The sequence below is a fragment of the Roseitranquillus sediminis genome (assembly GCF_016918935.1).
GTDB lineage: Bacteria > Pseudomonadota > Alphaproteobacteria > Rhodobacterales > Rhodobacteraceae > Roseitranquillus > Roseitranquillus sediminis.
The window spans coordinates 407,600-431,604 of record NZ_JAFFOB010000015.1 but is presented as its reverse complement, the minus strand read 5'-3'; the positions used below and the strand labels follow the sequence as shown (position 1 = coordinate 431,604).

Sequence of the window (24,005 nt, the reverse complement as noted above, 5' to 3'; positions counted from 1 at the left end):
GGCCGGGGGAAGGCCGGATACGGCGTCGCGCCTCCCGCTTGCGCCGTTGCTCCGGCCGTGCGACCCTCTCCGCCTGCAACCGAAAGTGCCCGAAAGTCTGCCGTGCACGGGCGGCGACGGGCGTCAGAGGAAATGCGCGGATGAGCCGGTTCATGCCCTCCGAGGTTCACGCCCTGCCCGGCGCCGACGCGTCTCCAGCGGAGGTACGCAACCCGGGCACGCCGCTCGACCTCGACCTCGTGCGTGCCGTGCAGGCCAACACCTCGGCCATCGAGCGCCGCGCCGCCACGCTCCCTGGCCGCCGCTCCGTAAAGAAGGACTGGCAGGCTGCCTGGCTCCTCCGCGCCATAACGCTCATCGACCTCACCACGCTCTCGGGCGACGACACGCCCGGCCGCGTCCGCCGCCTCTGCGCCAAGGCCGCGAACCCGGTCCGTCAGGACATCCTCGACGCGCTCGGGATGCCGCCGATCCACACGGGCGCGGTCTGCGTCTACCACGAGATGGTCCCGGTCGCGGTCGAGGCCCTGCGCGGCACCGGCATCCCGGTCGCCGCCGTCTCCACCGGCTTTCCCGCCGGCCTCTCGCCGTTCCGCCTGCGCGTCGCCGAGATCGAGGAGAGCGTGAAGGCCGGCGCCGCCGAGATCGACATCGTCATCTCGCGCCGCCACGTCCTGACCGGCGACTGGCAGGCGCTCTACGACGAGATGCGGCAGTTCCGGCAGGCCTGCGGCGACGCCCACGTCAAGGCGATCCTCGCCACAGGCGAGCTCGGCACGCTCCGCAATGTCGCCCGTGCGTCCCACGTCTGCATGATGGCCGGCGCCGACTTCATCAAGACCTCGACCGGCAAGGAGAGCGTCAACGCGACCCTGCCGGTGACGCTCACGATGGTCCGCGCCATCCGCGCCTACCACGAGGCGACCGGCCACCGCGTCGGCTACAAGCCCGCGGGCGGCATCTCCAAGGCCAAGGATGCGCTCACCTACCTCGCCCTAATCAAGGACGAGCTCGGGGACCGCTGGCTTCGCCCCGACCTCTTTCGCTTCGGCGCCTCGTCCTTGCTGGGCGACATCGAGCGCCAACTCGAACACCACGTCACCGGCCGCTACTCCGCCGCCAACCGGCACCCGACGGGATAAGGGTCGTGATGGGCAAAAGAACTTTGGAGCTACCTGAATTGCGGATAAGGAGCATCAGGAAGGAGCGCCGCATCTCCCAAGAGAGCCTCGCGGCAATTGCGGGACTATCGCGGTCGCAACTCTCGGAGATCGAAACGTCTCGAACTCCTGTGAACACAGTGAGACTTCGATCAATTGCCCGCGCACTCGAAGTCGAGCCGGCTGACCTCTTCGCTTCATCGGAAGAAGGCGCCGACTTGTCGCGGCTTCGATGTCTGTTTCTCAGACTTGATCCATTACAGCGCACGACGGTTCTCGCGATGCTCGAGGGACTCGTCCAACAGGAGCGCGAGCCCTTCGAAGCTGGCGTGGACGGCACATTAGGGCAGCAGAAGCCATGAACATCAAAAACGACCGCGAAAGCGGGTCTCCATACGGTGTCCATCGGTCGGAGGCTCCGGTGGTATCGGGAGGAAGGCTCCGCGCATGAACGTCCGCGACATCTTCAAGACGATGGAGTACGGCCCCGCTCCCGAGAGCGCAGTCGAGGCCCAGGCCTGGTTGGAGAGCCACGGGCGTAGGTTCGGCTGCTTCATCGGCGGCGCGTTCACCGAGCCGGGCGAGACCTTCGCCAGCCGCAATCCGGCGACGGGGGAGGAGCTGGCGCAGGTCACACAGGCGACGCAGGGCGATGTCGACGTGGCGGTGAAGGCGGCGCGGAAGGCGCAGGGGGACTGGGCGAAGGACCACCACCGCCGGGCGCGGGTCCTCTACGCCCTCGCCCGCCTCGTCCAGAAGCAGTCCCGCCTCTTCGCCGTCCTCGAGACCCTCGACAACGGCAAGCCGATCCGCGAGAGCCGGGACATCGACATCCCCCTCGTCGCCCGCCATTTCTACTACCACGCCGGCATGGCCCAGCTGATGCCGACCGAGCTGCCCGACCGGCAGCCGCTCGGCGTCTGCGGCCAGATCGTGCCGTGGAACTTCCCGCTGCTGATGCTCGCCTGGAAGGTCGCCCCCGCCCTCGCCATGGGCAACACCGTGGTGCTGAAACCGGCTGAGTACACCTCCCTCACCGCCCTCCTCTTCGCCGACCTCAGCCGCGAGGCGGGCGTCCCCCCGGGCGTCCTCAACATCGTCACCGGCGACGGGCGGCCGGGCGAGATGATCGTCGCGGCGGAGGTCGACAAGATCGCCTTCACCGGCTCCACCTCCGTCGGCCGCCGCATCCGCGAGGCGACCGCCGGCCGCGGCATCCCGCTGACGCTCGAGCTCGGCGGCAAGTCCCCCTACATCGTCTTCGACGACGCCGACCTCGACAGCGCCATCGAGGGTCTCGTCGACGCCATCTGGTTCAACCAAGGCCAGGTCTGCTGCGCCGGCTCCCGCCTGCTCGTGCAGGAGAGCGTCGCCGAGACGTTCCACACCAAGCTCAAGCGCCGGATGGACACGCTCCGCGTCGGCGATCCGCTCGACAAGGCCATCGACGTCGGCGCGGTGGTCGACCCGGTTCAGCTGAAGGCGATCACCGAGATGGTCGAGGGCAGCGCCGGCGAGGTCCATCGCGCCAACGTCGAGATCCCCGAGGGCTGCTTCTACCCGCCGACCCTGATCACCGGCCTCGCCCCGTCCGACCGGCTGATGCAGGAGGAGATCTTCGGCCCGGTCCTCGTCTCCACCACCTTCCGAACGCCGGCCGAGGCGGTTCAGCTCGCGAACGACACCCGCTACGGGCTCGCCGCGACGCTCTGGACCGAGAACGTCAACCTCGCCCTCGACGTGGCGCCGAAGCTCGCGGCGGGCGTGGTCTGGGTCAACGCCACCAACCTGTTCGACGCCGCGGCGCCGTTCGGCGGCGTCCGCGAGAGCGGCTTCGGCCGCGAGGGAGGCTGGATCGGTCTCGACGCCTACACCAAACCCGCGGCCAGGGCGCCGAAGCCGCAGCGGATTGAGCCGTTCCCCGCCCCCAAGGGCGGCGATATCGGTCACGGCCCCCTCGACCGCACAGCCAAGCTCTACATCGGCGGCAAGCAGGCGCGGCCTGACGGCGGCTACTCCCGCGCGATCTGGTCACCCAAGGGCCGCCTCCTCGGCCACGCCAGCCTCGCCAACCGCAAGGACGTCCGCAACGCCGTCGAGGCCGCCCGCGGCGCCGCGTCCTGGTCCCGCACCACCGGCCACGCGCGAGCGCAGATCCTCTACTACCTCGCCGAAAATCTCTCCGCCCGCGCCGACGAATTCGCCGCCCGCCTGCGCGACATGACCGGGACCAAGGGCGAGACGGAGGTCGCGGCCAGCATCGACCGTCTGTTCACCGCCGCCGCCTGGGCCGACAAGCTCGACGGACGCGCCGCCGGAGTGCCTGTGCGCGGCGTCGCGCTCGCCATGCACGCGCCGGTGGGCGTCATCGGCGCGCTCTGCCCCTCATCGACGCCGCTGCTCGGTCTCGTCGCGGTACTCGCTCCCGCGCTGGCGATGGGCAACTGCGTCGTCGCCGTGGCGTCCGAGCCGTTCCCGCTGGCGGCGACGGACTTCTACCTGGTGCTGGAGACGTCCGACGTTCCGGCGGGCGTGGCCAACATCCTGACCGGGAGTCACTCCGAGCTTGCGCCGACGCTCGCGGGCCACCTCGACGTCGACGCGGTCTGGTCATTCGGCGACGCCGAGGCAAACGTGGTCGAGCGCAAGGCGGCCGGCAACCTCAAGCGCACCTGGCTCGCCGCCGAACCCGACGTACCCGCGCGGGAAGCCTTGGGCCACGCGACGGAGGTGCGGACGATCTGGATCCCGTACGGCGAAGGCTGAGCCGCCTGATATTCACCGTGCGATCGACATCCCCGCTGCATCACGGGGTTGTGCGGCGGAAAATTGCCGGCTTTACTTGCCGCAAGGGCCGAAGGGGGATGCGGCGATGCGGAATATGATCCTGGGCGGGACGGTTGCGGCCGTCCTTTCGGTATTCGGCGTGCCGGAGGCGATCGCACAGGGGGATCCGCCGGCGGCAGCCGAGGACTCGGTCGAGGCGCTGTCAGAGCGCGCTGCGTCCTTCCGCAGGATCATCGCGGCGCTCGAAAGCGACATCGCCGCGGCAGAGGCGCAGCACACCGACGCACAGGAGCGGCTGGAGGCCACCCGCGCCGCGTTGGCCGAGGCCGAGGCGCGCATCGCGGACCTGAGTGCCGAGGAAGAGGCCGCGGCGACTCGGCTGAGCGAGATCGAGGAGCGGCAATCCGAGCTGGCGGAGGACGAAGCGCGGCGTGCGGAGCTGCAGGCCGAGCTTGACGGGCTGCAGGAGCAGATCGCCGCCGCGCGCCAGACGCTGGGCACGCTGGAGGCGGAAGCCGAAGCGGCGCGCGCCGCGTCGGAACAGGCGGCCGCCGGACAGTCCGAGGCCGAGGCGGCGCTGTCGGAGATGCAGGAGCGGCAGGCCGCGGCCGATGCCCTCGCAGAGGAACTAGCGCGGCTCGAAGCCGCCATCGAGGAGCGGCAGACGACGCTGCAGTCGCTCGAGACGGACGCGTCGGCCGGCCAGTCGGCGGCACAGGAGGATCTTGCGGCCCTGCAGGAGCGGCTCGCCGCCGAGCAGCAGGCGCTGACCGAGGCCGAAGCCCGGCGGCAGGAGGCCGAGCGCGAGGCGGCGGAGGCCGAGGCTGCGCTCCAGGAGATGCGGCAGCAGGCCGAGGAGGTCGGCGCGGGAACGGAGAGCGCTCAGGCGGCTGCGGATGCCGCTGCGGCAGCCGAGGATCGCCGACGCGCCGCCGCCACCGGAGCGGCGCAGGCGGAGGAGGCGCGCCGCGCGTCGGAGGCCGCGGCCGCCGAGGCCGAGGAGCGGCTGGCGGCCCTGCGCGAACAGGTAACGGCCGCGGAAGCCGACCTCTCCGACGCGGAGTCGCGCCGGGACGCTGCGGCGGCGGGCGCGAGCGAGGCAGAGGACGCCTTGACGCGCTTGCGCGATGAGACGGCCGAAGTGGAAGCCGCTGCGGCGGAAGCCGAAAGCCGGCGCACCGCGGCCGAAGGGGAGCTGGAAGCGCTGGGCGTCACGCTGGCCGAGCGGCAGACGCAGGTCGGCGAGGCAGAGGAGCAGCTTGCCGCCCTCCGCGAGGAGGCGGAAGGCTTGGCGTCCGAGGTCGAGCAGAGGCAGGTGACGCTGACTTCGCTCGGCGAGGAACGCGACCGCCTGCGGGAGGAGGCCGCCACGGCCGCCGCCGAGCGTGACCGGGTCACGGACGAGTTGCAGGCAGCGCAGGACCGGCTGGAACAGACAGCCGCCGCACTCTCGGAGCGCGAGACGGCGCTGCAGGACCTCGAGTCGCGACGGCAGGAGGCGGAGGAGCGCCTTGCCTCGCTGGAAGATGAGCTGTCGGCGCGCCAGTCGGCCGTCGAGGCGGCGTCGTCGGAGCAGGCTGCGCTGGAGGCGCGCGTGGCCGAACTTGAGTCCGCAGCGGCGGAGGCCGAGGCCGCCTTGACGACGGCGCAGGACGAGGCGCAGGCGGCGGAAGCGCGGCTGGCGGAGCTGACCGAGGCTGTCACCACGGCCCGCCAGCAGGGCGAGGCACTAACCGGCGAGACCGGTGACGCGCAGGGCCGCTTGAACGAGCTCCAGCAGCAACTGGCCGACGCGCAATCCGCGTTGGAGGAGGCGACGGCCGCGCGCGAGACGGCAGCGGCCGAGACGGCAGACCTTCAGGCGCAGCGCGAGCAGGCACAGAGCAGCCTGGCCGACGCACAGGCCGAGCTGGAAGAGACTTCGGCGCGCCGGCAGGAGCTGGCGCAAGAGGTCGCCGCCCTCGATGACGAGATGGCCGAGCGTCTAGACATCGTGCAGGCTGAAGATGAGCGGCGCAGGCGGGTCGAGAGCGAGCTCGACGCCGCGGAGGCCGAGCTTGAGGAACGGCGGCAGGCCGCCGCCACGCTCGCTGAGGAGGAGGCGCAGCGGCAGGAGGCGCTCGCCGCGCTCGATGAGGAGGCGGCTGCGCTGCGCGAGGAGATCGAGGCCGCCCGCGCGCAGGCGGCCGAACTGACCGCGCAGATGCAGGAGCTGGAGCAGGCGGCGCCCGAGCCAGAACCGGAGCCGAGCCCGGCCGCCGTCGCCGAGGCCGCACCGGCGGGCGAACCCAGATCGGCGCCCGACGTGAGCGCGGCGCTGAGGCGCGCACCCGGCCTCGGCATGGCGACTCCTGCGCAGCTCGACCGGCTCGACGGGATGCTCGTCGACGGCGCCTGCGCCACGGACGCGCTGGAGAGCGTGTTCGGCACGATCAACCGTCAGACGCTCGTGTCGCTGGTGCGCGACCTCGGCGGCTGCTGAAGACCAACCTGGACCGGAGACGCAGATGACCCCGCGCAGACACATTCTCAGCCGGATCGCCGCCGCAGTCGCGACGGTCACCGCGCTCGCACTGCCCGCCGAGGCGCAGGAGTTCGAGAAGAACATCATGACCGGCGGACCGAGCGGCACCTACATCCAGTTCGGACGCGACGTCAGCGCCGTCGCCGCCGAGTGCGGGCTGACACTGAACGTGGTCGAGAGCGCAGGGTCGCTCGAGAACTTCCTCGCCGTCCGCAAGCGTCGGTTCACCCAGTTCGGCATCGTCCAGAGCGACGTTCTGGAATATCTCCAGACCTACGCCTCCGATGACCCGGACATCGCGCGGGCCATCGCCGGGGTACGCATCATGTACCCGCTCTACAACGAGGAGGTGCATGTCCTTGCCACCCGCGAGGTCGAGGGACTGCAGGACCTCAGCGGCCGCCGCGTTGCGGTGGGAGTCGAGGACAGCGGCACGTTCCTGACCGCCTCGCTTATCCTGGATCTCGTCGGCGCAGAGCCGGCGGAGCGAGTGACGATCGGCCCCGATGCCTCGCTCGAGGCGCTGCTGGCGGGCGAGATCGACGCGTTCTTCTACGTGGCCGGCGCGCCGACAGCGCTGTTCCAGAACCCCCAGATCGACGGCGAGCGGTTCCACCTGCTGCCGATCTCGGACCCGACGCTGCAGGCCGTCTACGTTCCGGCGACGATCCCAGCCGGCGCCTACCCCTTCCAGGACGAGGCGATCGACATCGTCGCCGTCAAGGCGGTCCTGATGACTTACGAGTACAATCCGCGCCGCAACCCCTACCACCGGGCGAGCTGCGAGGCGGTGGCGGACATCTCCCACCTGATCCTGACCCGTTTCGACCGCCTGCGCGGGAACGGCCATCCGAAGTGGCAGCAGGTCGATCTCAACGACCTGCCGCCGGGGTGGGAAGTCGGCGACTGCGTCAACGACGGGCTTGCGACCGATTACGTACTTCAGTGCGGTGACGAGCCGACCCGCGCCCCGAGCATCGAGAGCCAGGCCAACGACGCCTATCGCACGCAGATCTGCGCCACGATCGGATGTTGACTTTCAGGGGCGGAGCGGCTGCCAGTCGGTCGCCCGCTCCTCCCCATTGGGCCCGCGCGCGATGACGCGCCATGACGACGCGCCCGCTGGCGGCGCGAGGCGCAGCGCCGAGAGCGTCGTCTCCTCGGCGTAAATCGCAGCGCTGCCCTCGCCCGCGAATTCGACCAGATAGGCCGAGGGATCCGCGCCGCGTCCGCTGGTCCAGACCAGTTCGAGGTATCCGTTCTCGGTTAAGGTCGACGCCAGCGGACGCGGGGCCGTGATGCGGCCAGGCTGCGGCTCGGGCAGAGCCGCGAGCAGTGGCTCGCCCAGAGCGCCGGCTTCGTCGTACCAGCCCCGCGCCAGGGCGAAGTCCATCGCCACGCCGTCGCCCGTCTCGTACATTTGCCCGAGATAATAGGCTGCACGTTCATGTCCCAGCAGGGCGGACCGGGCGTACCGGATCGCGCCCTCGACAGGGCTTTCGAGCGAGATGTTCAGCGCGTCGATGAAGCGCGACGAGGCCAGACTGGCGATGTCGCGCGGGCTGAGCGGCGCGGGCGCGACGGCGGGGATGACCGGATCTTCCACAGCGGCAGGCAGCGCATCGCCGGCGGGCCGCGACGGCGCGCGTGACACCTCGACCGGCAGGTCACGTTCCCCTCCGACGCGAGAGACCTCGCGGAGAAGGGGGGTGAGGATCAGGCCAGCGCAGGCGGCCACGAGTGCGCCGGTGAGGGCGCCGTCGACAAGCCCCGCCAACCGGCGTGCTCCGCGCTCCTGCGGCTCGACCGGTGCGTCTGCGCGTGGAGTCGCCGCGACAGGATCGTGCGGCTCGTCGTGCGCCGCTGGCGCGGGCGTCTCCTGCACCGGATCGGCGTCTGGCGGCGCGGACCGCTCGACCGGAGATGGCGCCGCAAGCGTTGTCGGCACGGGGCGCAGCGAAAGCGGACGCTCCGAACGTCTGGCGGCGCCACGAGGGCCGCCGAAGGGCACCACGACCTGCGGCGCCGTCGCCCTCGAGGCGCCTGCTCGTGCGACCGTCATCTCACCCGTATCGAGCGCCTCCACCGCCTCGGGCTGCCAGAGCGCCGCGACCATCCCCTGCTCGCGCGCCTCATCGATGACGCTGCGGGCGAAGGCTGTGTCGATCTTCTCGAGCCCCTCGCCGAAAGCCGCGACGAGGCAGAGATTGGCGATGGAGTTGACGATCCGGGGCACGCCCAACGCGGCCGCGTGGATGGACGCGATGGCGCCCCTCTCGAACAGGTCGGCGGAGCCTCCGGCAACCTCCAACCGGTGCCGGACGTACGCTTCGGTCTCCTCCGCCATCATCGGGCCGAGGTGATAGGTCGCCCCGACCCGCTGCGCGAACTGCCGATGCCCCCATTGCTGGAGCCGGCGGCGCAGCAGCGGCTGGCCGACCATCACCAGGCTCAGCAGCATGTCCTTGCCGACGTTGATGTTGCTCAGAAGACGCAAGCCCTCCAACCCGTCATCCGAGAGATTCTGCGCCTCGTCCACGACAAGGGCGGTCGCGCGGCCGGCGGCATATTCGTCGATCACGAAGTCCTGGATCGCCCGGACCTGGCGCGGCTTGGAGCTGGGCGCGGACTCCTCGCCGAACGCCATCAGGATCCAGCGATAGAGGTCGCCCTGCTCGCCGATGACGTTCGACAGCAGCCCGATCGTCAGGTCGTCGGGCGCCGTGTCGAGAAGGTGGCGGATCAGGGTTGTCTTGCCGGCGCCGACGTCGCCGGTGACCACCGTGATCGGCGAGCGGCGGCGAATGCCCGCCTCAAGAAGGCCCGCGGCAGCGCGATGCCGACTGGTCCAGAACAGAAACTCCGGGTCTGGAGTCAGCGAAAAAGGCCGGCGCGAAAAGCCGAAGAACTCGTCGTACATCCTGCGATACAGCGCACGGTTGTGGGCGAATCGCAACGGCAGTTTCACGTCGCGCGGACCTTTGCGACGAAGTTTCGGGTTGCATCTCCGGGAGACTTGTCGCGAAGCATCTCCGGCCGGGAAAGCGCAGGATCGGAGGGCAAGACATGCGGATAGCGGTACTGGGCGGCGATGGGTTCGTCGGATGGCCAACCTGCCTTCACCTGTCGGATCTCGACCACGATATCCACATCGTCGACAACCTCAGCCGGCGCTGGATCGACACGGAGCTCGGCGTGCAGTCGCTCACGCCGATGGACTCGATTCAGGAACGCTGCCGCATCTGGCGCGAGGTGACGGGGCGGCGCCTGAACTTCCACCTCATCGACCTCGCCAAGGAGTACGAGCGCCTGAAGGGCTGGCTGGCAGAGCACCGGCCCGACGCGATCATCCATTTCGCCGAGCAGCGCGCGGCGCCCTATTCGATGAAGACCGACCGGCACAAGGTCTACACGGTCAACAACAACGTCAGCGCGACGCACAACCTGCTGGCGGCAATGGTCGAGACCGGCGTCGACGCACACCTCGTCCACCTCGGGACGATGGGCGTCTACGGCTACGGCACCGTCGGCGCGGCAATTCCAGAAGGTTACCTGCCGGTCAAGGTCGACACCACCGACGGCGAGGCGGAACAGGAGATCCTCTATCCGACGCGCCCCGGCTCGGTCTACCACATGACCAAGAGCCTCGATCAGATCCTGTTCCAGTTCTACGCCCAGAACGACGGCCTCCGCATCACAGACCTGCACCAGGGCATCGTCTGGGGAACTCATACCGAGCAGACCCGGCGGCACGAGCAGCTGATCAACCGCTTCGACTATGACGGCGACTACGGCACCGTCCTGAACCGCTTCCTGATCCAGGCCGCGATCGGCTATCCGCTGACCGTCCACGGCACGGGCGGGCAGACCCGCGCCTTCATCCACATCCAGGACAGCGTTCGCTGCATCGAGCTGGCGCTGGCCGATGCGCCTCATGCGGGCGAGCGGGTGAAGATCTTCAACCAGATGACCGAGACGCACCGCGTCCGCGATCTGGCCGAGCTGGTGGCGCGGAAGACGGGGGCCCGCGTGGCCTACTTGCCGAACCCGCGCAAGGAGGCCGAGGAGAACGACCTCGTCGTGAAGAACGACCAGTTCCTCGCGCTGGGGCTCGATCCGACGACGCTGGCCGAGGGGCTCCTCGACGAGATCGTCGAGGTTGCCCGCCGCTATGCTCACCGGATCGATCGCAGCCGCGTCCCCGCCGTCTCGGCCTGGACCCGCGACCTCGCTTCGCGCGTCGAGCGTGACCCGGAGGGAACGCGGCTCCGCTCGGTCTCGGGCGGCACCGCTTGACGGACCTCGCCGCGGATCGGCCTGCGGCGGGTCGCTACGCCTACGTCACCCTCGTCACCAACACGGACTATGCGCTGGGCGCGCGCGCACTCCTGCGCTCGCTGCGCCTGACAGGCACGGAGGCCGATCTCGTAGTGCTGCACACCGGTGGCGTGACGGCCGAAGCGCTGGCGCCGCTTTCCGCACTCGGCGTGCGGCTGGTGCGGACGGAGCTGCTGCCGGTCTCGCCCGCCTTCGCCGAGGCGCACGCCCGCAGCCGCCTGCACACGGCGGCACCGTTCACCAAGGGCGGCAAGCCCCCGTTCCACACGCCGCTCGACAATTTCGCCAAGCTCAGGCTCTGGCAGCTCGACTACGCACGCGTCGTCTTCATCGACGCCGACGCGCTGGTCCTGAGAAACGTCGACCGGCTGTTCGGCTACCCCGAGTTCTGCGCCGCGCCGAACGTCTACGAGAGCCTCGGCGACTTCCACCGGATGAACTCCGGCGTCTTCACAGCCCGTCCGTCGCAGGCCACTTTCGCCGCGATGCTGGCCTCCCTCGACACGCCCGGCGCGTTCTGGCGGCGCACCGACCAGACCTTCCTGCAGCACTTTTTCCCCGACTGGCACGGGCTGCCGGTCTTCGACAACATGCTGCAATACGTCTGGTTCAACCTGCCTGAGCTCTGGGACTGGCGCGCCATCCGCATCCTCCACTTCCAGTACGAGAAACCGTGGCAGCAGCACGACAAGGCCGAGGCGCTGGCACCCCTCATCGACCTATGGCGCGCCTATGCGGGCGACGGCACGGTGCCGGACGTCGCGCAGCTGCCCGTCCCATGAAGCTCGCCGTCACCGGCGGAACCGGCCTCGTCGGGCGCTTCCTTGTCGAGGGTGCCCTGGCGGACGGCCATTCGGTGACGGTCATGTCGCGCCGCGCGCCCGCGCCGGGCTTCTTCTCCAGCCCTGTCGCCCACCGCCGCTTCGCACTGGGCGAGGCGCCGGACCTGACAGGCGCCGAAGCAGTCATTCACGCGGCGTTCGACCACGTGCCGGGGCGCTATCGCGGCGGCGAGGGAGAAGATCCGGACGGCTTTCGACACCGCAACCTCGCCGGCTCGCGCGCCGTCTTCGAGGCGGCTCGTGCTGCGAAGGCGGGCCGCTTCATCTTCCTCTCGTCCCGAGCCGTCTATGGCAGCCACGCACCAGGCATTCGCCTGACGGAGGAGACGCTGCCACGGCCGGACACTCTCTATGGGAAGGTCAAGCTGGAGGCGGAGCAGGCGCTTGTCGCGCTGCTCGGATCTGGAATCGCCACCGTCAGCCTGCGCTGCACCGGCGTCTACGGTCCGCCGGGACCCGGCCAACGGCACAAGTGGCACGAGCTCTTCGACGACTTCCGCTCGGCTCGTGCCATCGAGCCGCGTGTGGGGACGGAGGTGCATGGCACCGACCTCTGGCGCGCGATCCGGCTCCTGCTGACCGAACCGTCGCCGCCTCAGGTCGCCAACGTCTCGGACATCCTGCTGGATCGGCGCGACCTGCTCCGGATGGCGGCCTCTGTCGCGGGCTGGCAAGGGCAGCTCCCCAAGCATGCCGACGCAGACGCGGTCAACGCAATGGACACCACCCGGTTAGGCGCCCTCGGCTGGACGCCTGGCGGAATACCGCTCCTGAAGGCGACCCTCCCCGCCCTGATCCGCGACTAGCGACCCCGCATCCGATTCCATCGAATCCGGGCCCGCTCCGCGATCGGATCGAGGACCGCGATCTTGGTCAGCCTCAGCAGGACGGCGACCAGCAGCACGAGGACCAGCAGGGCGACCACCGCGATCACCGCCCGCCACGGGAAGATCGAGACCTCCGGACCCTCGACCGGCTCGACATGCACCGCATTCGGAAAGATCGAGAACCACTCGCTGCGCCAGCCATAGTGGCGCACCGCCACCCACTGCGGCGCCTCACGATTCGAGACGAGGTCCTGCGCCCGCGCCTGCAGATTTGCGGAGTCGAACTTGAAGTAGGGTGGCCAGCCCCAGCCGGTATCCTCGTTGCGATAGACCATCGGCTCGCCGTCCGGGCGGATCGTCTCGATGAAGCGCACGTCACGACTGTCGAGCGTGGCGCCGCCCGAGTCCGCGCGCGACCAGAAGAGGGCGTTCTGCCCCAGGTCGACCCGCCGCACCTCGGTGTTGACGATGCGGACGACGTCGTTTTGCGGCAGCGTGTAGTGCGCCGCTGCGAGCACGAGGAGGGCGATGATGACCCAGAAGACGGCGTTGAGGTATCTCATGCACCGCAGATTAGCCCGAAGCGCCACGGTGGGCGAGGCTTGATCTTTCGCTCCCGCCCGCCTCATCCTCTCCGCATGATCCGGCGCCGCATCTCCCTCCGACACCGCCTCCAAGGATGAGGCCGGGTTCGCGCAACCTGCTGACCGACGTAGAAGGCCTGCTCGTCGGCAACGCCACCGACCCGGACCTCTGCACGGGGGTCACGGTGGTGACGTCCGAGCAGCCCTTCGCCGCGGCTGTCCACGTCATGGGCGGTGCGCCCGGAACGCGGGAGACCGATCTGCTCGACCCCTCGGCGCTCGTGGACCAGGTGGATGCCCTGGTTCTCTCCGGCGGCTCCGCCTTCGGCCTTGCGGCGGCGCAGGGCACGATGGAGGCGCTGGCGCGGCGCGGACGCGGCTTTGCCGCCGGCGGGCACCGGGTGCCGATCGTGCCCGCGGCGATCCTCTTTGACCTTGGCCAGGGCACACCCTGGACCGCGAACCCCTATCCCGCCTTGGGGGCCGTCGCGCTCGAAGGTGCGGGCCCCGACTTCGCGCTCGGCAGCGTGGGCGCCGGCACCGGCGGGACCGTCGCCGGCCTGCGCGGCGGGCTCGGCTCCGCCTCGGCGCGGCTGTCTTGCGGCGCGACCGTGGGGGCGCTCGTTGCCGTGAATGCCGTGGGTGCGGTGACCATGGGCGACGGCCCGCATTTCTGGGCGGCGCCGTGGGAGCTTGAGGACGAGTTCGGCGGCTTCGGCACGGCCCCCAGCCCTGCGCCGGAACCGCCGCTGACCAAGCTCACCCCCGGCACCGCGACGACCATCGCTGTGGTCGCGACCGACGTGGCCCTTTCCAAGGCCGAGGCGCGCCGCATGGCGGTCGCGGCGCATGACGGTCTGGCCCGCGCAATCGTCCCCAGCCACACGCCCTTCGACGGCGACCTTGTGTTTGCCGCCTCGACCGGCGCGCGCCCGTTGGAGGGGCCGCTGCAGGCGATGATTCTCGGCCACGCCGCCGCCACCTGCCTCGCCCGCGCCGTCGCCCGTGGGGTCTGGCGCGCCAGTGGCGGCGCGTCCGCGCCGTCCTGGCAGGAGCGCTTCGGAATCAGCCGAGAAGGCACCGGGTAAGTTCGCCATCCGCCTCCGCCAGCGAGGCGATCACGTCGAAATGGTGCCGCCCCGGCTCCACCACCAGCGGCGCCTGCCACGCCTCGGCGAGCAGCCGCGCCTGGTCGAGGAACGCCGGACGCTCTGCCGCACCGACCCAGACCGTCACCGGCACGTCCCGCGCCTTCGGCTGCAGGGCAGGACTCTCCGCCGCCGCCTCGCGCGGATCGAGCCGCAGGTCAATGTTCATGCTCGTCGCGATCAGCGGCCGCAGGTCGGCCAGCGGCGAGATGGGCAGGCACATCTCCAGCCGGCGCGCCGCCGCAAGCGGCACGTCGTCGCAAAGCAGGCGCGCCACGAGGTGCCCGCCCGCGGAATGGCCGGTCAGCCGTACCGGCCCCGCCACCTCTGCCGCCGCCGCGTCGACCGCGCGCGCGATCTGCCGCGTGATTTCGGAGATTCGTGCCTGTGGTGCGAGCGTGTAGGACGGGACCGCCACCGCCCACCCGCGCTCCACCGGCCCCGCCGCCAGGTGGGACCACCTCTCGCGCCCGAAGGCGCGCCAGTAGCCGCCGTGCACGAAGACCACCAGTCCCGCCGGCCTATGCTGGGGCAGGAAGAGGTCCAGCCGCTCTGGTTCGCCATCGCCGTAGGGCAGACCGAGCCGTGCGCGCGAACGGCTCCGATATGCTTCCGCGGCGGCGCTCCAGGCGGGCGGATACGTCTCCGCTCCCGGGATGTACGTGGCGTTGGCGTAGGCGTCGTCGTTCTGCAAGGGGGCCCTCCGGTCGCCGCGCACGCTAGCGCCGCCGTTTGCCGCCGCCAATGCCGCCGATGCGTTTCCCTTGTCCGCCCCGAAGCCCTATGCTCGCCGCCGACGAGCACCACGCCCGAGGAGACACCATGCTTGACCAGCAGACCGACCTGACCTCGCTGCTGAAGGACCCCGCCCTGCTGGCCACCCGCGCCTATGTCGCCGGAGAGTGGCAGGACGCCGAAGGTGGCCGCACCTTCGCCGTCAGCAACCCCGCCCGCGGCGACGAGATCGCGCAGGTCGCCGACCTCTCGCGCGCCGAGCTCTCACGGGCGATCGACGCCGCCTACGACGCGCAGAAGGACTGGGCCCGGCGCACCGCGAAGGAGCGCGCGCAGATCCTTCGCCGCTGGTACGACCTGATGGTCGAGAACGCCGACGATCTCGCCACCATACTCACCGCCGAGCAGGGCAAGCCGCGCGCCGAGGCACGCGGCGAGGTGCTTTACGGCGCAAGCTTCGTCGAGTGGTTTGCCGAGGAAGCCAAGCGCGTCTACGGCGAAATCGTGCCCGGCCACGCGCCCGACAAGCGTATCCACGTCCTGCGCCAGCCGATCGGCGTGGCCGCCGCCATCACGCCGTGGAATTTCCCGAATGCGATGATCGCCCGCAAGGCAGGGCCGGCGCTGGCCGCAGGCTGCGCCTTTGTCGTCCGCCCGCCATCGCTGACGCCGCTCTCGGCCCTCGCGCTCGGCGTGCTGGCCGATCGGGCCGGCATCCCTAAGGGCGTGCTGTCGATCCTGCCCAGCACCTCGTCCTCCGAAGCCGGCAAGGAGTTCTGCGAGAACCCGAAGGTTCGCAAGCTCTCCTTCACCGGCTCGACCGAGGTCGGCCGCATCCTGCTGAAACAGGCCGCCGACCAGGTGATGAAGTGCTCCATGGAGCTCGGCGGCAATGCGCCCTTCATCGTCTTCGACGACGCCGATCTCGACGCGGCGGTCGAGGGCGCGATCGTCTGCAAGTTCCGCAACAACGGCCAGACCTGCGTCTGCGCCAATCGCATCTACGTGCAGGCCGGCATCTACGACGCCTTTGCCAATAAGCTCGCGGAGCGCCTCGGCAAGATGAAGGTGGGCGATGGCCTGGAGGACGGCACCGATCTGGGCCCCCTCATCGACGAGGATGCGGTCGCCAAGGTGATGTCCCATATCGAGGACGCGCAGGAAAAGGGCGGCACGGTGCTGACCGGCGGCGGCAGGCACGAATTGGGTGGCCTCTTCTTCCAGCCCACCGTCGTCACCGGCGCGACGCAGGAGATGGCCTTCTCCACCGACGAGACGTTCGGTCCCCTCGCCCCCCTCTACCGCTTCGAGACGGAGGAGGAGGCGATCCGCCTCGCCAACGACACCATCTTCGGCCTCGCCAGCTACTTCTACGCGCGCGACATCTCCCGCGTGACGCGGGTGCAGGAGGCACTCGAATACGGCATCGTCGGCGTCAACACCGGGCTCATCTCGACAGAGGTAGCCCCTTTCGGCGGCGTCAAGCAGTCCGGTCTTGGCCGAGAAGGCTCGCGCCACGGCATCGACGACTACACCGAGATGAAGTACGTCTGCCTCTCCGTCTGAGCCCCACGGGGGCGGCGGCCTTCGGGGCATCGAACCCCTCGGCCGCCCGGCGCCTGCCGGCGCCGCAGCGCTCCAACCCGATGCTCCGCCGAATGGCGGAGCCGCTGAAGGTCCAACGCGCCGGCCGCAGGCCGGTGCGTTTCCGCCGGGTCGCGCAAGCGAAAGGGCGCGCGGTTACCCGCACGCCCCCGGCGTTCGCCAATGCTGCCGGATCAGGCGGCCTGCTCGGTCTCCGTCACCTGCGCGTCCACCGCCTTCGACTCGACGGTGTCGCCGCGCGCGATCTCGATGCGGCGCGGCTTCAGCGCCTCGGGAACCTCGCGCTTGAGGTCGATGTGCAGCATGCCGTTGACATGGCTGGCGCCAGTCACCCGCACATGCTCGGCCAGCGCGAAGCGGCGCTCGAAAGCGCGAGTCGCGATGCCGCGGTGCAGGTAGTTCCGGCCGGACTCCTCGTCGGCCTTCCTGGCCGTGACGATGAGCGCGTTGTCCCTGACTTCGACCGCGAGTTCGTCCTCGGTGAAGCCGGCGACGGCAATCGAGACACGCCAGCCGTCTTCGGCGGTCTTCTCGATATTGTAGGGCGGGTAAGTCTGCGCGCCGACATTGTCGGTCATAACCCGGTCCATCAGGTCGGCGATCTGGTCGAAGCCGACGGTGGCGCGATAGAGCGGGGCAAGGTCGAATGTTCGCATGACTGGTCATCCTCTTCGAGCGATAACGTGGCCGGCCCTTCCACAAGGAACGGGCCGTCGGGTCTTGCCGAAGCCATTGAGGCCTCCGGCACCGTGAATCTGGGAACAGCTGGCCAGCCGTTCAAGAGGTCAACGCGGCACGAGCAGGGCCCTGAGCACGCCCAGCCCCGGCGCCGCGCGTGGCGCGAGCGCGATCTCCGTCCGCAGCATCCGGCCCGAGGCGGAGACGACCGCGACCAGGCTCAGCCTGCCGTCGACCTCCACGAGTACCGGAGAGCCCGACTCTCCCATGCGCACGTCGCACGCCAGCGACAGCGACGCCTCTGTGCCCAGGACCAGGGGACAGCGGCGCTCGCGCGCCCGCGCGGGCGCGCCACCGCGATAGGACGCGACGATCGGCGCCTCGTCGCCCAGCACCTCGCCCACCGGCACCGGTCGTGCTGCGCCTTCGGGCACCGGTGCCGCAAGCCGCGCCAGCGCGAGATCGTAGCGCAGCCGCGCTTCGCTGGCACCGCTCTGCGCCAGGTAGAAGGGATGAACGGCCAGGTCCTGCACCACCTCACGGTGCGCCGGATAGCCGGGATAGCTGCCTGTCCGGAAGCCGACCGGGACGTCGGCCGTGCGGTCGAGCGCCTGCAGCACGCAATGGGCCGCTGTCAGCACCAGATCCGCCTCGATCAGGGTGGCGGTGCAGGCGCTGCGGTCCGACAGGCTCAGCACCCCCACCGCCGCCATCGCCGGAGGCTCGGCCCGCGCCGCGGCCGCGCCGAAGAGAGCGACAAGGCCGAGCGCGAAGAGGCGCGCCATCAGGCGCGGGCGGCGAGGCCTGCCGGCCGCGGTCCGCCGGTGGCCCAGTCGAGCAACTCCACGGTGTGCACCACCGGCACGTCGGTTCCGGAGCCGATCTGCATCATGCAGCCGATGTTGCCGGCCGCGATGACCTCCGGCGACTTCGCCTCCAGCGTCTCCACCTTGCGCTTCTTCAGCTCGGCCGAGATCTCGGGCTGCATCAGGTTGTAGGTTCCCGCCGACCCGCAGCAGAGGTGCGGGTCCGCCGGCTCGACCACGCTGAAGCCTACCTTCTTCAGCAGGTCCTTCGGCGCCGAGCGGACCTTCTGCCCGTGCTGCAGCGAGCAGGCGGAATGGTAGGCGACGCGCATGCCCGTCCCCTCCCACGGTTCGTCCTGCCCCCGGTCCTCGGGCCGCGCGTTCGTCCCGGCGATGCCGCGGCGCGCGGCGTTCGGGTCGACCGGCGGCGTGTCGCGCATGAGGTCCGCGAGCAGCTCGCTGACATCGACCGTCAGGCGGGAAACCTCCGCCGCGTCCGCCGCCAGCGGATCGTCGCGGAACATGTGCCCGTAATCCTTGACCGTGGTGCCGCAGCCCGACGTGTTGATCACGATCGCGTCCAGCCCGTCCCCGCGCGCCTCGGCCATCCAGGCGCGGATGTTGCGCGCGGCGAAGGCGTGGCTCTCCGCCTCCTGCCCCATGTGGTGCACCAGCGCGCCGCAGCACCCCATGCCGCGCGCGATCACCACGTCGCAGCCCTGGCGCCTGAGCAGGCGGATCGTCGCGGCGTTGATGTCGGGGTCGAGCGCGCGCTGCGCACAGCCGGTCATCAGCGCGACCCGCCTGCGTCGCTCACCCTCGGCCGGCAGGACCTGCGGCACCTCGCGCTCCATCGGCGGGATGCGGTCCGGCGCCATCGCCAGCATCGCGCGCAACCGCTTGTCGGGCATGAGTCCGGCGAAGGGCCGCCCTAGCCGCGCCGCCCAGAGCGCCGCGCGAAACCGACGCGGGTAGGGCAGCACGCGCGCCAGCACCCAGCGCAGCGCCCGGTCCATCGGCGGCCGGCGGTAGGTGCGCTCGATATGCGCGCGGGCATGATCGACGAGGTGCATGTAGTGCACGCCAGAGGGACACGTCGTCATGCAGGCGAGGCAACTCAGGCACCGGTCGATGTGCGTGACGGTCTTCTCGTCCGCCGGCCGGTCGTTCTCCAGCATGTCCTTGATCAGGTAGATGCGCCCGCGCGGGCTGTCGAGCTCGTCGCCCAGCACCTGGTAGGTCGGGCAGGTCGCCGTGCAGAAGCCGCAATGGACGCAGGCTCTCAGGATCTCGTTCGACCGCGCCGTGGCAGGGTCGCGCAACTGTTCGGGCGTGAAGTTCGTCTGCATCAGGTCGGCTCGTCGCGTGTGAGAAATGACAGGAGCGTCGCCTCGAACGCTTCGGGCGCATCTTCGTGGACCATGTGCGAGGCGCCAGGCAGCTCGACATGCCCGCCCCGCGGCAGCTCGCGCGCCAGCCGCTGCGCCAGCCGGCGAAACACGTCCGGGCTGTCGCGGCCCGACACGACCAGAGCCGGGCAGCGCACCGCCGCCACGTCGGCTCCCGTCAGGCGCGGCATGTGCGCGTCGATCAATTCGGACTCCATGAAGTTCTCCTCGACCTGACGTGCCCGCTCGGGAGTGAGCGCCTCGAACGCACTCGGTCCCAGCACGCCACCTCCGAAGGCGCGAATCGCGGCCGGCCGATCACCACGCTTGGCCGCGCGCCGCGCGGGCAGCAGCGAATTGACCGCCAGCCGGATCATGGCGGCCGCGAGCCGCGGGTCGGCGGCAATCAGGCGCACGATCTCCGCAGCGCGCGGCGGATCGCTCACCACGAGGGTGAAGATCGCCGGCTCGACCAGCACCAGCCGCCGCACCCGGTCGCTGCGCCGGCCCGCCGCGAGCAGCGCGAGCACGCCGCCCGAGCTGTGGGCGACGAGGTCGAGCGGCCCGTCGATCTGATCCACCACCGCCAACAGGTCGTCGACCTGCCGACCGTAATCGTACCGCTCGCCCGGCTGGAGCGGCGGATTGGGCCGGTGATGGCGACGACTGTAGGTAACCGCCCGGCACCTCGCCGCCACCGCCGCGAAGGCGCTGTCCCAGCTCCGGTCGTCGCTGCCCGAGCCGTGCACGAAAAGGACCGTCTGCCCTGATCCCGCCTCGCGAGCGAAGAGCGTCGCACCCTGCACCGCGAAAGTCGGGCTGCGGTCGGCCTGCGCCGCCGCCGTCACATCAGCCCTGGGTTCAGGATGCCGCGCGGGTCGAAGCGCGCGCGCAGCCCACGGGACAGCGCCGCCACGGCTGCCGCCTCGGGCTGAAAGACACCGAACCGCTGCCGCGTCTCCTGCGACGCGCGCACCAGCGTCGCGTGCCCCCCCACCCCGTGGAGCGCGGCGCGCAGGTCGACGCCGGGCGCGACCCCGGCCCAGACAAGACCGCCGCCCCAGTCTAGGAGCAGGCGCGCATCCGGCAGCCGGCGCGCCACCTCGACGCCATCCGAAGGCTTCACGCTGATCCGCCACACGTCCTCGCCGTCACCCGCGAGCTTGCGCGCGTCCCGCACGGCGCGCCAGCGGTCGGCGACCGCCTCCGCGTCGCGCTCCACCCGGACATTGCCAGACGGCGCCAGCAGTTCCACCAGCCGGTCCGCGCGGTAGGCGACAGAGTCCTCGAAGCCTTCGATGCGAAGCAGCGTCGCGTCGTCAGGGTCGTGCGCCGCGCCCGACACCTCGAACGGCGATGTCAGCGCCGCCGCCATCACCCGCACCGCCTCCGCCGTCTCCAGCCCCTCGAGCGTCAGGGTGGCGGCGGCCGCTGGCGCCGGCAGCACCTTGAACGAAACCTCGGTCAGGATGCCAAGCGTGCCCCACGAGCCCGCCATCAGCTTCACCAGATCGTAGCCGGTGACGTTCTTCATCACCCTGCCGCCATTGCTGACGACCGCTCCGGTGCCGTCCACGAAACGGACGCCCAGCAGGAAGTCCCGCGCCGCACCGACCTGCACCCGTCGCGGGCCGCTGACGTTGGCGGCGACGACGCCGCCGATCGTCGGTTCGCCATCCGAGCCAAGCAGCGGCCGGTGGTCCATCGGCTCGAACGGCAGGCGCTGCCCCTCCGCCGCGAGCGCCGCCTCGATCTCGGCGAGCGGCGTCCCCGCCCGCGCCACCAGCGTCAGCGCGCCGGGTTCGTAGAGGGTGATACCCCTCAGCCGCGCGGTCGACAGGACCTCGCCCTCAATGGTGTTAAGTAAGCCGCGCGTGCCGCCGCCGCGGATTCGCAAGGGGCCACGTGCCGCGCGCACCGCATCCGCCAGTTCGGCCTCGCCGGCCGGCGCGATATCATCCTCCAGGACCGCGTTCATTGTCCGCCCGTCCTGCCGCGTCTCATGCGGCCGCCGCAGGCGCGCCGAGCCGCCGCGTTTCCGACACGTCGAGCGGAAACACCTTGGTCGGGTTCAGGAGCCACTCGGGATCGAAGACATCCTTGACCCGCATCTGTGCCTCCAGGTCGTCCGGCGTATACTGCACCGCCATCAGGTCGCGCTTCTCCACGCCCACGCCGTGCTCACCCGTCAGGCAGCCGCCCGCCTCGACGCAAAGGCGCAGGATGTCGGCCCCCATTGCCTCGGCCTTTTCGAGGTCGCCCGGCTCGTTGGCGTTGAAGAGGATCAGCGGGTGCATGTTCCCGTCGCCCGCGTGAAACACGTTCGCGACCTCCAGCCCGTACCTCTCGCTCAGCTTGCGGATGCCGCCCAGCACCCGAGGCAGCTCGCTCACAGGTATCGTCCCGTCGAGGCAGATGTAGTCGTTGATCTGCCCCATGGCGCCGAAGGCGGACTTGCGGCCGAGCCAGATCCGCGCCGCCTCGTCGGCGTCCGCCGCTTCGCGCAGCTCGACCGGATCGTGGCCGCGCGCGATCTGCTTGATGACGCCGAGCTGCTCGTCGATTTCCGCAGGCGATCCCTCGACCTCGACGATCAGCAGCGCCTCGCAGTCAGGGTATCCGGCGTGGGCGAAGGCCTCGCAGGCGCGGATGCAGGGGCGGTCCATGAATTCGATCGCCACCGGCAGGACGCCCGCCTTGATGATGTCGCTGACGCAGGCGCCCGCCACCTCGTTCGAGGAAAAGCCAATCAGCACCGGCCGCGCGCCCTCCGGCTTCGGCAGGATGCGGAGCGTCGCCTCGGTCACCACGCCGAGCTGCCCCTCCGAGCCGCAGACGACGCCGAGCAGATCCAGCCCGCCCGCGTCGAGATGCGCGCCGCCGAGCTCCACGACGGTCCCGTCCATCAGCACCATCGTCACGCCGAGCAGGTTGTTCGTCGTCACCCCGTACTTGAGGCAATGCGCCCCACCCGAGTTCATGCCGATGTTGCCGGCAATGGCGCAGGCCAGCTGCGACGACGGGTCAGGCGCGTAGAAGAAGCCCTCCTCCTCCACGGCGCCGGTGACGCTGAGGTTGGTGCGGCCGGTCTGCACCCGCACGAAGCGGTTGTCGTAGTCCGTCTCCAGCACCTGGTTCAGGCGCGCTACACCCACGATGACGCTGTCCGCCGTGGGCAGCGCCCCTCCGGCGAGAGAGGTGCCCGAGCCGCGGGGCACCACCGGCACCCGCTCCTCGTGGCAGACGCGCAGCACCGCCGCCACCTCTTCGGTCGAGGCGGGTAGCGTCACGGCCAGCGGCGGGCACTTGTAGGCCGTCAGAGCATCGCACTCATAGGCCCTTACCTCGTGCTCCTCGTGGATCACGGCGCCATCCGGCAGCACGTGCGCCAGACGCTCGACAATGCGGGCCTTGCGCCTCAGCACGTCGGGATTCGGTGCCGGCATATGCATCGCGTTCCTCCCTCGGGGGTGGCACAGCCTAGCCTCCGTCGACAGTTGCATCAAGGCGCGGCGAGACTAGGCTCCGCCCCATGGGCATTGCCGCGCTGTTCGATCTCTTCACGCCGCTCGACGCCATCGCCGTGGCCTGCCTTCTGATCGCCTATAAAGCGATCGGTATCCTCGTCGAGCATCCGGTGGGACGACGACGTTCTGTCACGCTGATGATGTCGGAGTTCCGGCGCAACTGGATGGTCGAGCTCGCCCAGCGCGAGAACCGGATCTTCGACAGCCAGATCATCGGTAGCCTCCGCGCCAGCACCTCGTTCTTCGCCTCGACGAGCATCATCGCCATCGGCGGCGTCCTTGCGGTCGCAGGAAACGCCGAGACGTTGCGCACCGTGACCGGCGGCCTCCTCTCGGACGACCGCCCGGTCGAGGTTCACCAGCTCAAGCTGGTGACGGTTGCGCTCTTCCTGGTAGCGGCCTTCCTGCACTTCGTCTGGTCGAACCGCATTTTCGGGTACTGCTCCGTCGTCATGGCGTCCGTTCCCGCGCCGGGCAACTCGCGAGCGATGCATGTGGCCGCGCAGGCCGGGGAACTCGGCATACGTGCCGCATACAACTTCAACCGCGGGCTCCGCGCGGTCTACTTCGCGCTCACGGCCGCGACCTGGATGATCGGCCCGATCCCGCTCATCGTCGCCACCCTCGCAACGCTCTGGACCCTGTGGGAGCGGGAGTTCCGCTCGCACCCGCACCGCATTCTCGCTCGGGGGGACATGCCATGAGATGGCTCGCACTCGCCTGCCTCGCCGCCTCCGCCGCCGCCGCCGACCCGGCGCGCACTGTCGATGTCGAGGCCGCGCAGCACGGCGGCGGCTGGCGCTTCGACGTGGCGCTGCGCCACGACGACACCGGCTGGGACGACTACGCCGACGGCTGGCGCGTGGAGCTGCCGGACGGCACCGTTCTCGGTACGCGCGAGCTCCTGCATCCCCATGTCGACGAGCAGCCGTTCACCCGCGCCCTGACCGACATCTCGATACCGCCGGACGCCCGACTGGTCGTCATTCGCGCTCGCACCAGCGTCGAGGGCTGGGGCGACGATGTGTCGAGAGTGTCGCTGCAATAGCAGCGCGA

21 protein-coding genes are annotated in these 24,005 nt (G+C 70.3%); 12 read left to right on the top strand and 9 right to left on the bottom strand.

Annotated features, from left to right (window positions below):
• The first annotated feature begins 152 nt into the window (after positions 1-152).
• From deoC to JM664_RS10195, 5 genes are all read left to right on the top strand, one after another.
• The gene (gene deoC / locus JM664_RS10215; protein ID WP_227419965.1) at positions 153-1,142 is read left to right on the top strand and encodes a deoxyribose-phosphate aldolase; all 990 of its coding nucleotides are present in this window, start codon (positions 153-155) and stop codon (positions 1,140-1,142) included.
• A gap of 8 nt (positions 1,143-1,150) precedes the next feature.
• On the top strand, positions 1,151-1,522 hold the full coding sequence (locus JM664_RS19010) for a helix-turn-helix domain-containing protein (RefSeq protein WP_227419964.1): 372 nt from the start codon (positions 1,151-1,153) through the stop codon (positions 1,520-1,522).
• 85 nt (positions 1,523-1,607) lie between these two features.
• The gene (locus JM664_RS10205; RefSeq protein ID WP_227419797.1) at positions 1,608-3,926 is read left to right on the top strand and encodes an aldehyde dehydrogenase family protein; all 2,319 of its coding nucleotides are present in this window, start codon (positions 1,608-1,610) and stop codon (positions 3,924-3,926) included.
• Between the two features lie 106 nt (positions 3,927-4,032).
• Positions 4,033-6,429 (top strand): coiled-coil domain-containing protein, encoded by a 2,397-nt coding sequence (locus JM664_RS10200; RefSeq protein WP_227419796.1) that lies wholly within the window; start codon positions 4,033-4,035, stop codon positions 6,427-6,429.
• 25 nt (positions 6,430-6,454) lie between these two features.
• Positions 6,455-7,507: a TAXI family TRAP transporter solute-binding subunit gene (locus JM664_RS10195; protein ID WP_227419795.1), complete on the top strand. Its 1,053-nt coding sequence runs from the start codon at positions 6,455-6,457 to the stop codon at positions 7,505-7,507.
• Between the two features lie 3 nt (positions 7,508-7,510).
• Here JM664_RS10195 and JM664_RS10190 read toward each other — a convergent pair whose 3' ends face one another.
• Positions 7,511-9,439: an ExeA family protein gene (locus JM664_RS10190; protein WP_227419794.1), complete on the bottom strand. Its 1,929-nt coding sequence runs from the start codon at positions 9,437-9,439 to the stop codon at positions 7,511-7,513.
• Between the two features lie 98 nt (positions 9,440-9,537).
• Between JM664_RS10190 and JM664_RS10185 the strand changes: the two genes are divergently transcribed.
• Genes JM664_RS10185 through JM664_RS10175 form a run of 3 tightly spaced genes read left to right on the top strand, consistent with a single transcriptional unit; the run spans position 9,538 to position 12,457 of the window.
• Positions 9,538-10,767, top strand: a complete 1,230-nt coding sequence (locus JM664_RS10185; protein WP_227419793.1) for an NAD-dependent epimerase/dehydratase family protein — start codon at positions 9,538-9,540, stop codon at positions 10,765-10,767.
• The gene (locus tag JM664_RS10180) at positions 10,764-11,591 is read left to right on the top strand and encodes a glycosyltransferase (RefSeq protein ID WP_227419792.1); all 828 of its coding nucleotides are present in this window, start codon (positions 10,764-10,766) and stop codon (positions 11,589-11,591) included. Before JM664_RS10185 ends, JM664_RS10180 begins: the two co-directional genes overlap by 4 nt.
• Positions 11,588-12,457: an NAD-dependent epimerase/dehydratase family protein gene (locus JM664_RS10175; protein ID WP_227419791.1), complete on the top strand. Its 870-nt coding sequence runs from the start codon at positions 11,588-11,590 to the stop codon at positions 12,455-12,457. Before JM664_RS10180 ends, JM664_RS10175 begins: the two co-directional genes overlap by 4 nt.
• Here JM664_RS10175 and JM664_RS10170 read toward each other — a convergent pair.
• Complete coding sequence (locus JM664_RS10170; protein ID WP_227419790.1) at positions 12,454-13,041, bottom strand: DUF1523 family protein; 588 nt, start codon at positions 13,039-13,041, stop codon at positions 12,454-12,456. The genes JM664_RS10175 and JM664_RS10170 overlap by 4 nt on opposite strands.
• A gap of 116 nt (positions 13,042-13,157) precedes the next feature.
• Here JM664_RS10170 and JM664_RS10165 point away from each other — a divergent pair, with 116 nt between their 5' ends.
• Positions 13,158-14,150: a P1 family peptidase gene (locus tag JM664_RS10165; protein ID WP_227419789.1), complete on the top strand. Its 993-nt coding sequence runs from the start codon at positions 13,158-13,160 to the stop codon at positions 14,148-14,150.
• Here JM664_RS10165 and JM664_RS10160 read toward each other — a convergent pair.
• Positions 14,128-14,904: an alpha/beta hydrolase gene (locus JM664_RS10160; protein WP_227419788.1), complete on the bottom strand. Its 777-nt coding sequence runs from the start codon at positions 14,902-14,904 to the stop codon at positions 14,128-14,130. The genes JM664_RS10165 and JM664_RS10160 overlap by 23 nt on opposite strands.
• Before the next feature lie 128 nt (positions 14,905-15,032).
• On the opposite strand from JM664_RS10160, the gene JM664_RS10155 reads away from it, so the two are divergent.
• Positions 15,033-16,511, top strand: coding sequence for an NAD-dependent succinate-semialdehyde dehydrogenase (locus JM664_RS10155; protein WP_227419787.1), 1,479 nt, complete (start codon positions 15,033-15,035; stop codon positions 16,509-16,511).
• 212 nt (positions 16,512-16,723) lie between these two features.
• On the opposite strand, the gene JM664_RS10150 is transcribed toward JM664_RS10155, so the two are convergent.
• From JM664_RS10150 to JM664_RS10125, 6 genes are all read right to left on the bottom strand, one after another.
• A complete protein-coding gene (locus JM664_RS10150; RefSeq protein WP_227419786.1) occupies positions 16,724-17,206 on the bottom strand; it encodes an Hsp20 family protein in 483 nt (160 codons plus the stop codon).
• A 129-nt stretch (positions 17,207-17,335) separates the two neighbouring features.
• The gene (locus JM664_RS10145) at positions 17,336-18,013 is read right to left on the bottom strand and encodes a trypsin-like serine peptidase (RefSeq protein ID WP_227419785.1); all 678 of its coding nucleotides are present in this window, start codon (positions 18,011-18,013) and stop codon (positions 17,336-17,338) included.
• Positions 18,013-19,383 (bottom strand): glycolate oxidase subunit GlcF, encoded by a 1,371-nt coding sequence (gene glcF, locus JM664_RS10140; protein ID WP_227419784.1) that lies wholly within the window; start codon positions 19,381-19,383, stop codon positions 18,013-18,015. The genes JM664_RS10145 and glcF overlap by 1 nt, the downstream gene beginning before the upstream one ends.
• Positions 19,383-20,270 (bottom strand): alpha/beta fold hydrolase, encoded by an 888-nt coding sequence (locus JM664_RS10135; RefSeq protein WP_227419783.1) that lies wholly within the window; start codon positions 20,268-20,270, stop codon positions 19,383-19,385. The genes glcF and JM664_RS10135 overlap by 1 nt, the downstream gene beginning before the upstream one ends.
• Positions 20,267-21,400 carry a glycolate oxidase subunit GlcE gene (gene glcE / locus JM664_RS10130; protein ID WP_227419782.1) on the bottom strand — a complete coding sequence of 378 codons (1,134 nt, stop codon included), beginning with the start codon at positions 21,398-21,400 and terminating at the stop codon, positions 20,267-20,269. Before glcE ends, JM664_RS10135 begins: the two co-directional genes overlap by 4 nt.
• Positions 21,401-21,422: 22 nt before the next feature.
• The gene (locus JM664_RS10125) at positions 21,423-22,874 is read right to left on the bottom strand and encodes an FAD-linked oxidase C-terminal domain-containing protein (RefSeq protein ID WP_227419781.1); all 1,452 of its coding nucleotides are present in this window, start codon (positions 22,872-22,874) and stop codon (positions 21,423-21,425) included.
• Positions 22,875-22,954: 80 nt separating this feature from the next.
• Here JM664_RS10125 and JM664_RS10120 point away from each other — a divergent pair, with 80 nt between their 5' ends.
• Together JM664_RS10120 and JM664_RS10115 are read left to right on the top strand one after the other, a co-directional pair.
• On the top strand, positions 22,955-23,653 hold the full coding sequence (locus tag JM664_RS10120; RefSeq protein ID WP_227419780.1) for a DUF599 domain-containing protein: 699 nt from the start codon (positions 22,955-22,957) through the stop codon (positions 23,651-23,653).
• The gene (locus JM664_RS10115) at positions 23,650-23,997 is read left to right on the top strand and encodes a hypothetical protein (protein WP_227419779.1); all 348 of its coding nucleotides are present in this window, start codon (positions 23,650-23,652) and stop codon (positions 23,995-23,997) included. The genes JM664_RS10120 and JM664_RS10115 overlap by 4 nt, the downstream gene beginning before the upstream one ends.
• The last annotated feature ends 8 nt before the right edge of the window (positions 23,998-24,005 follow it).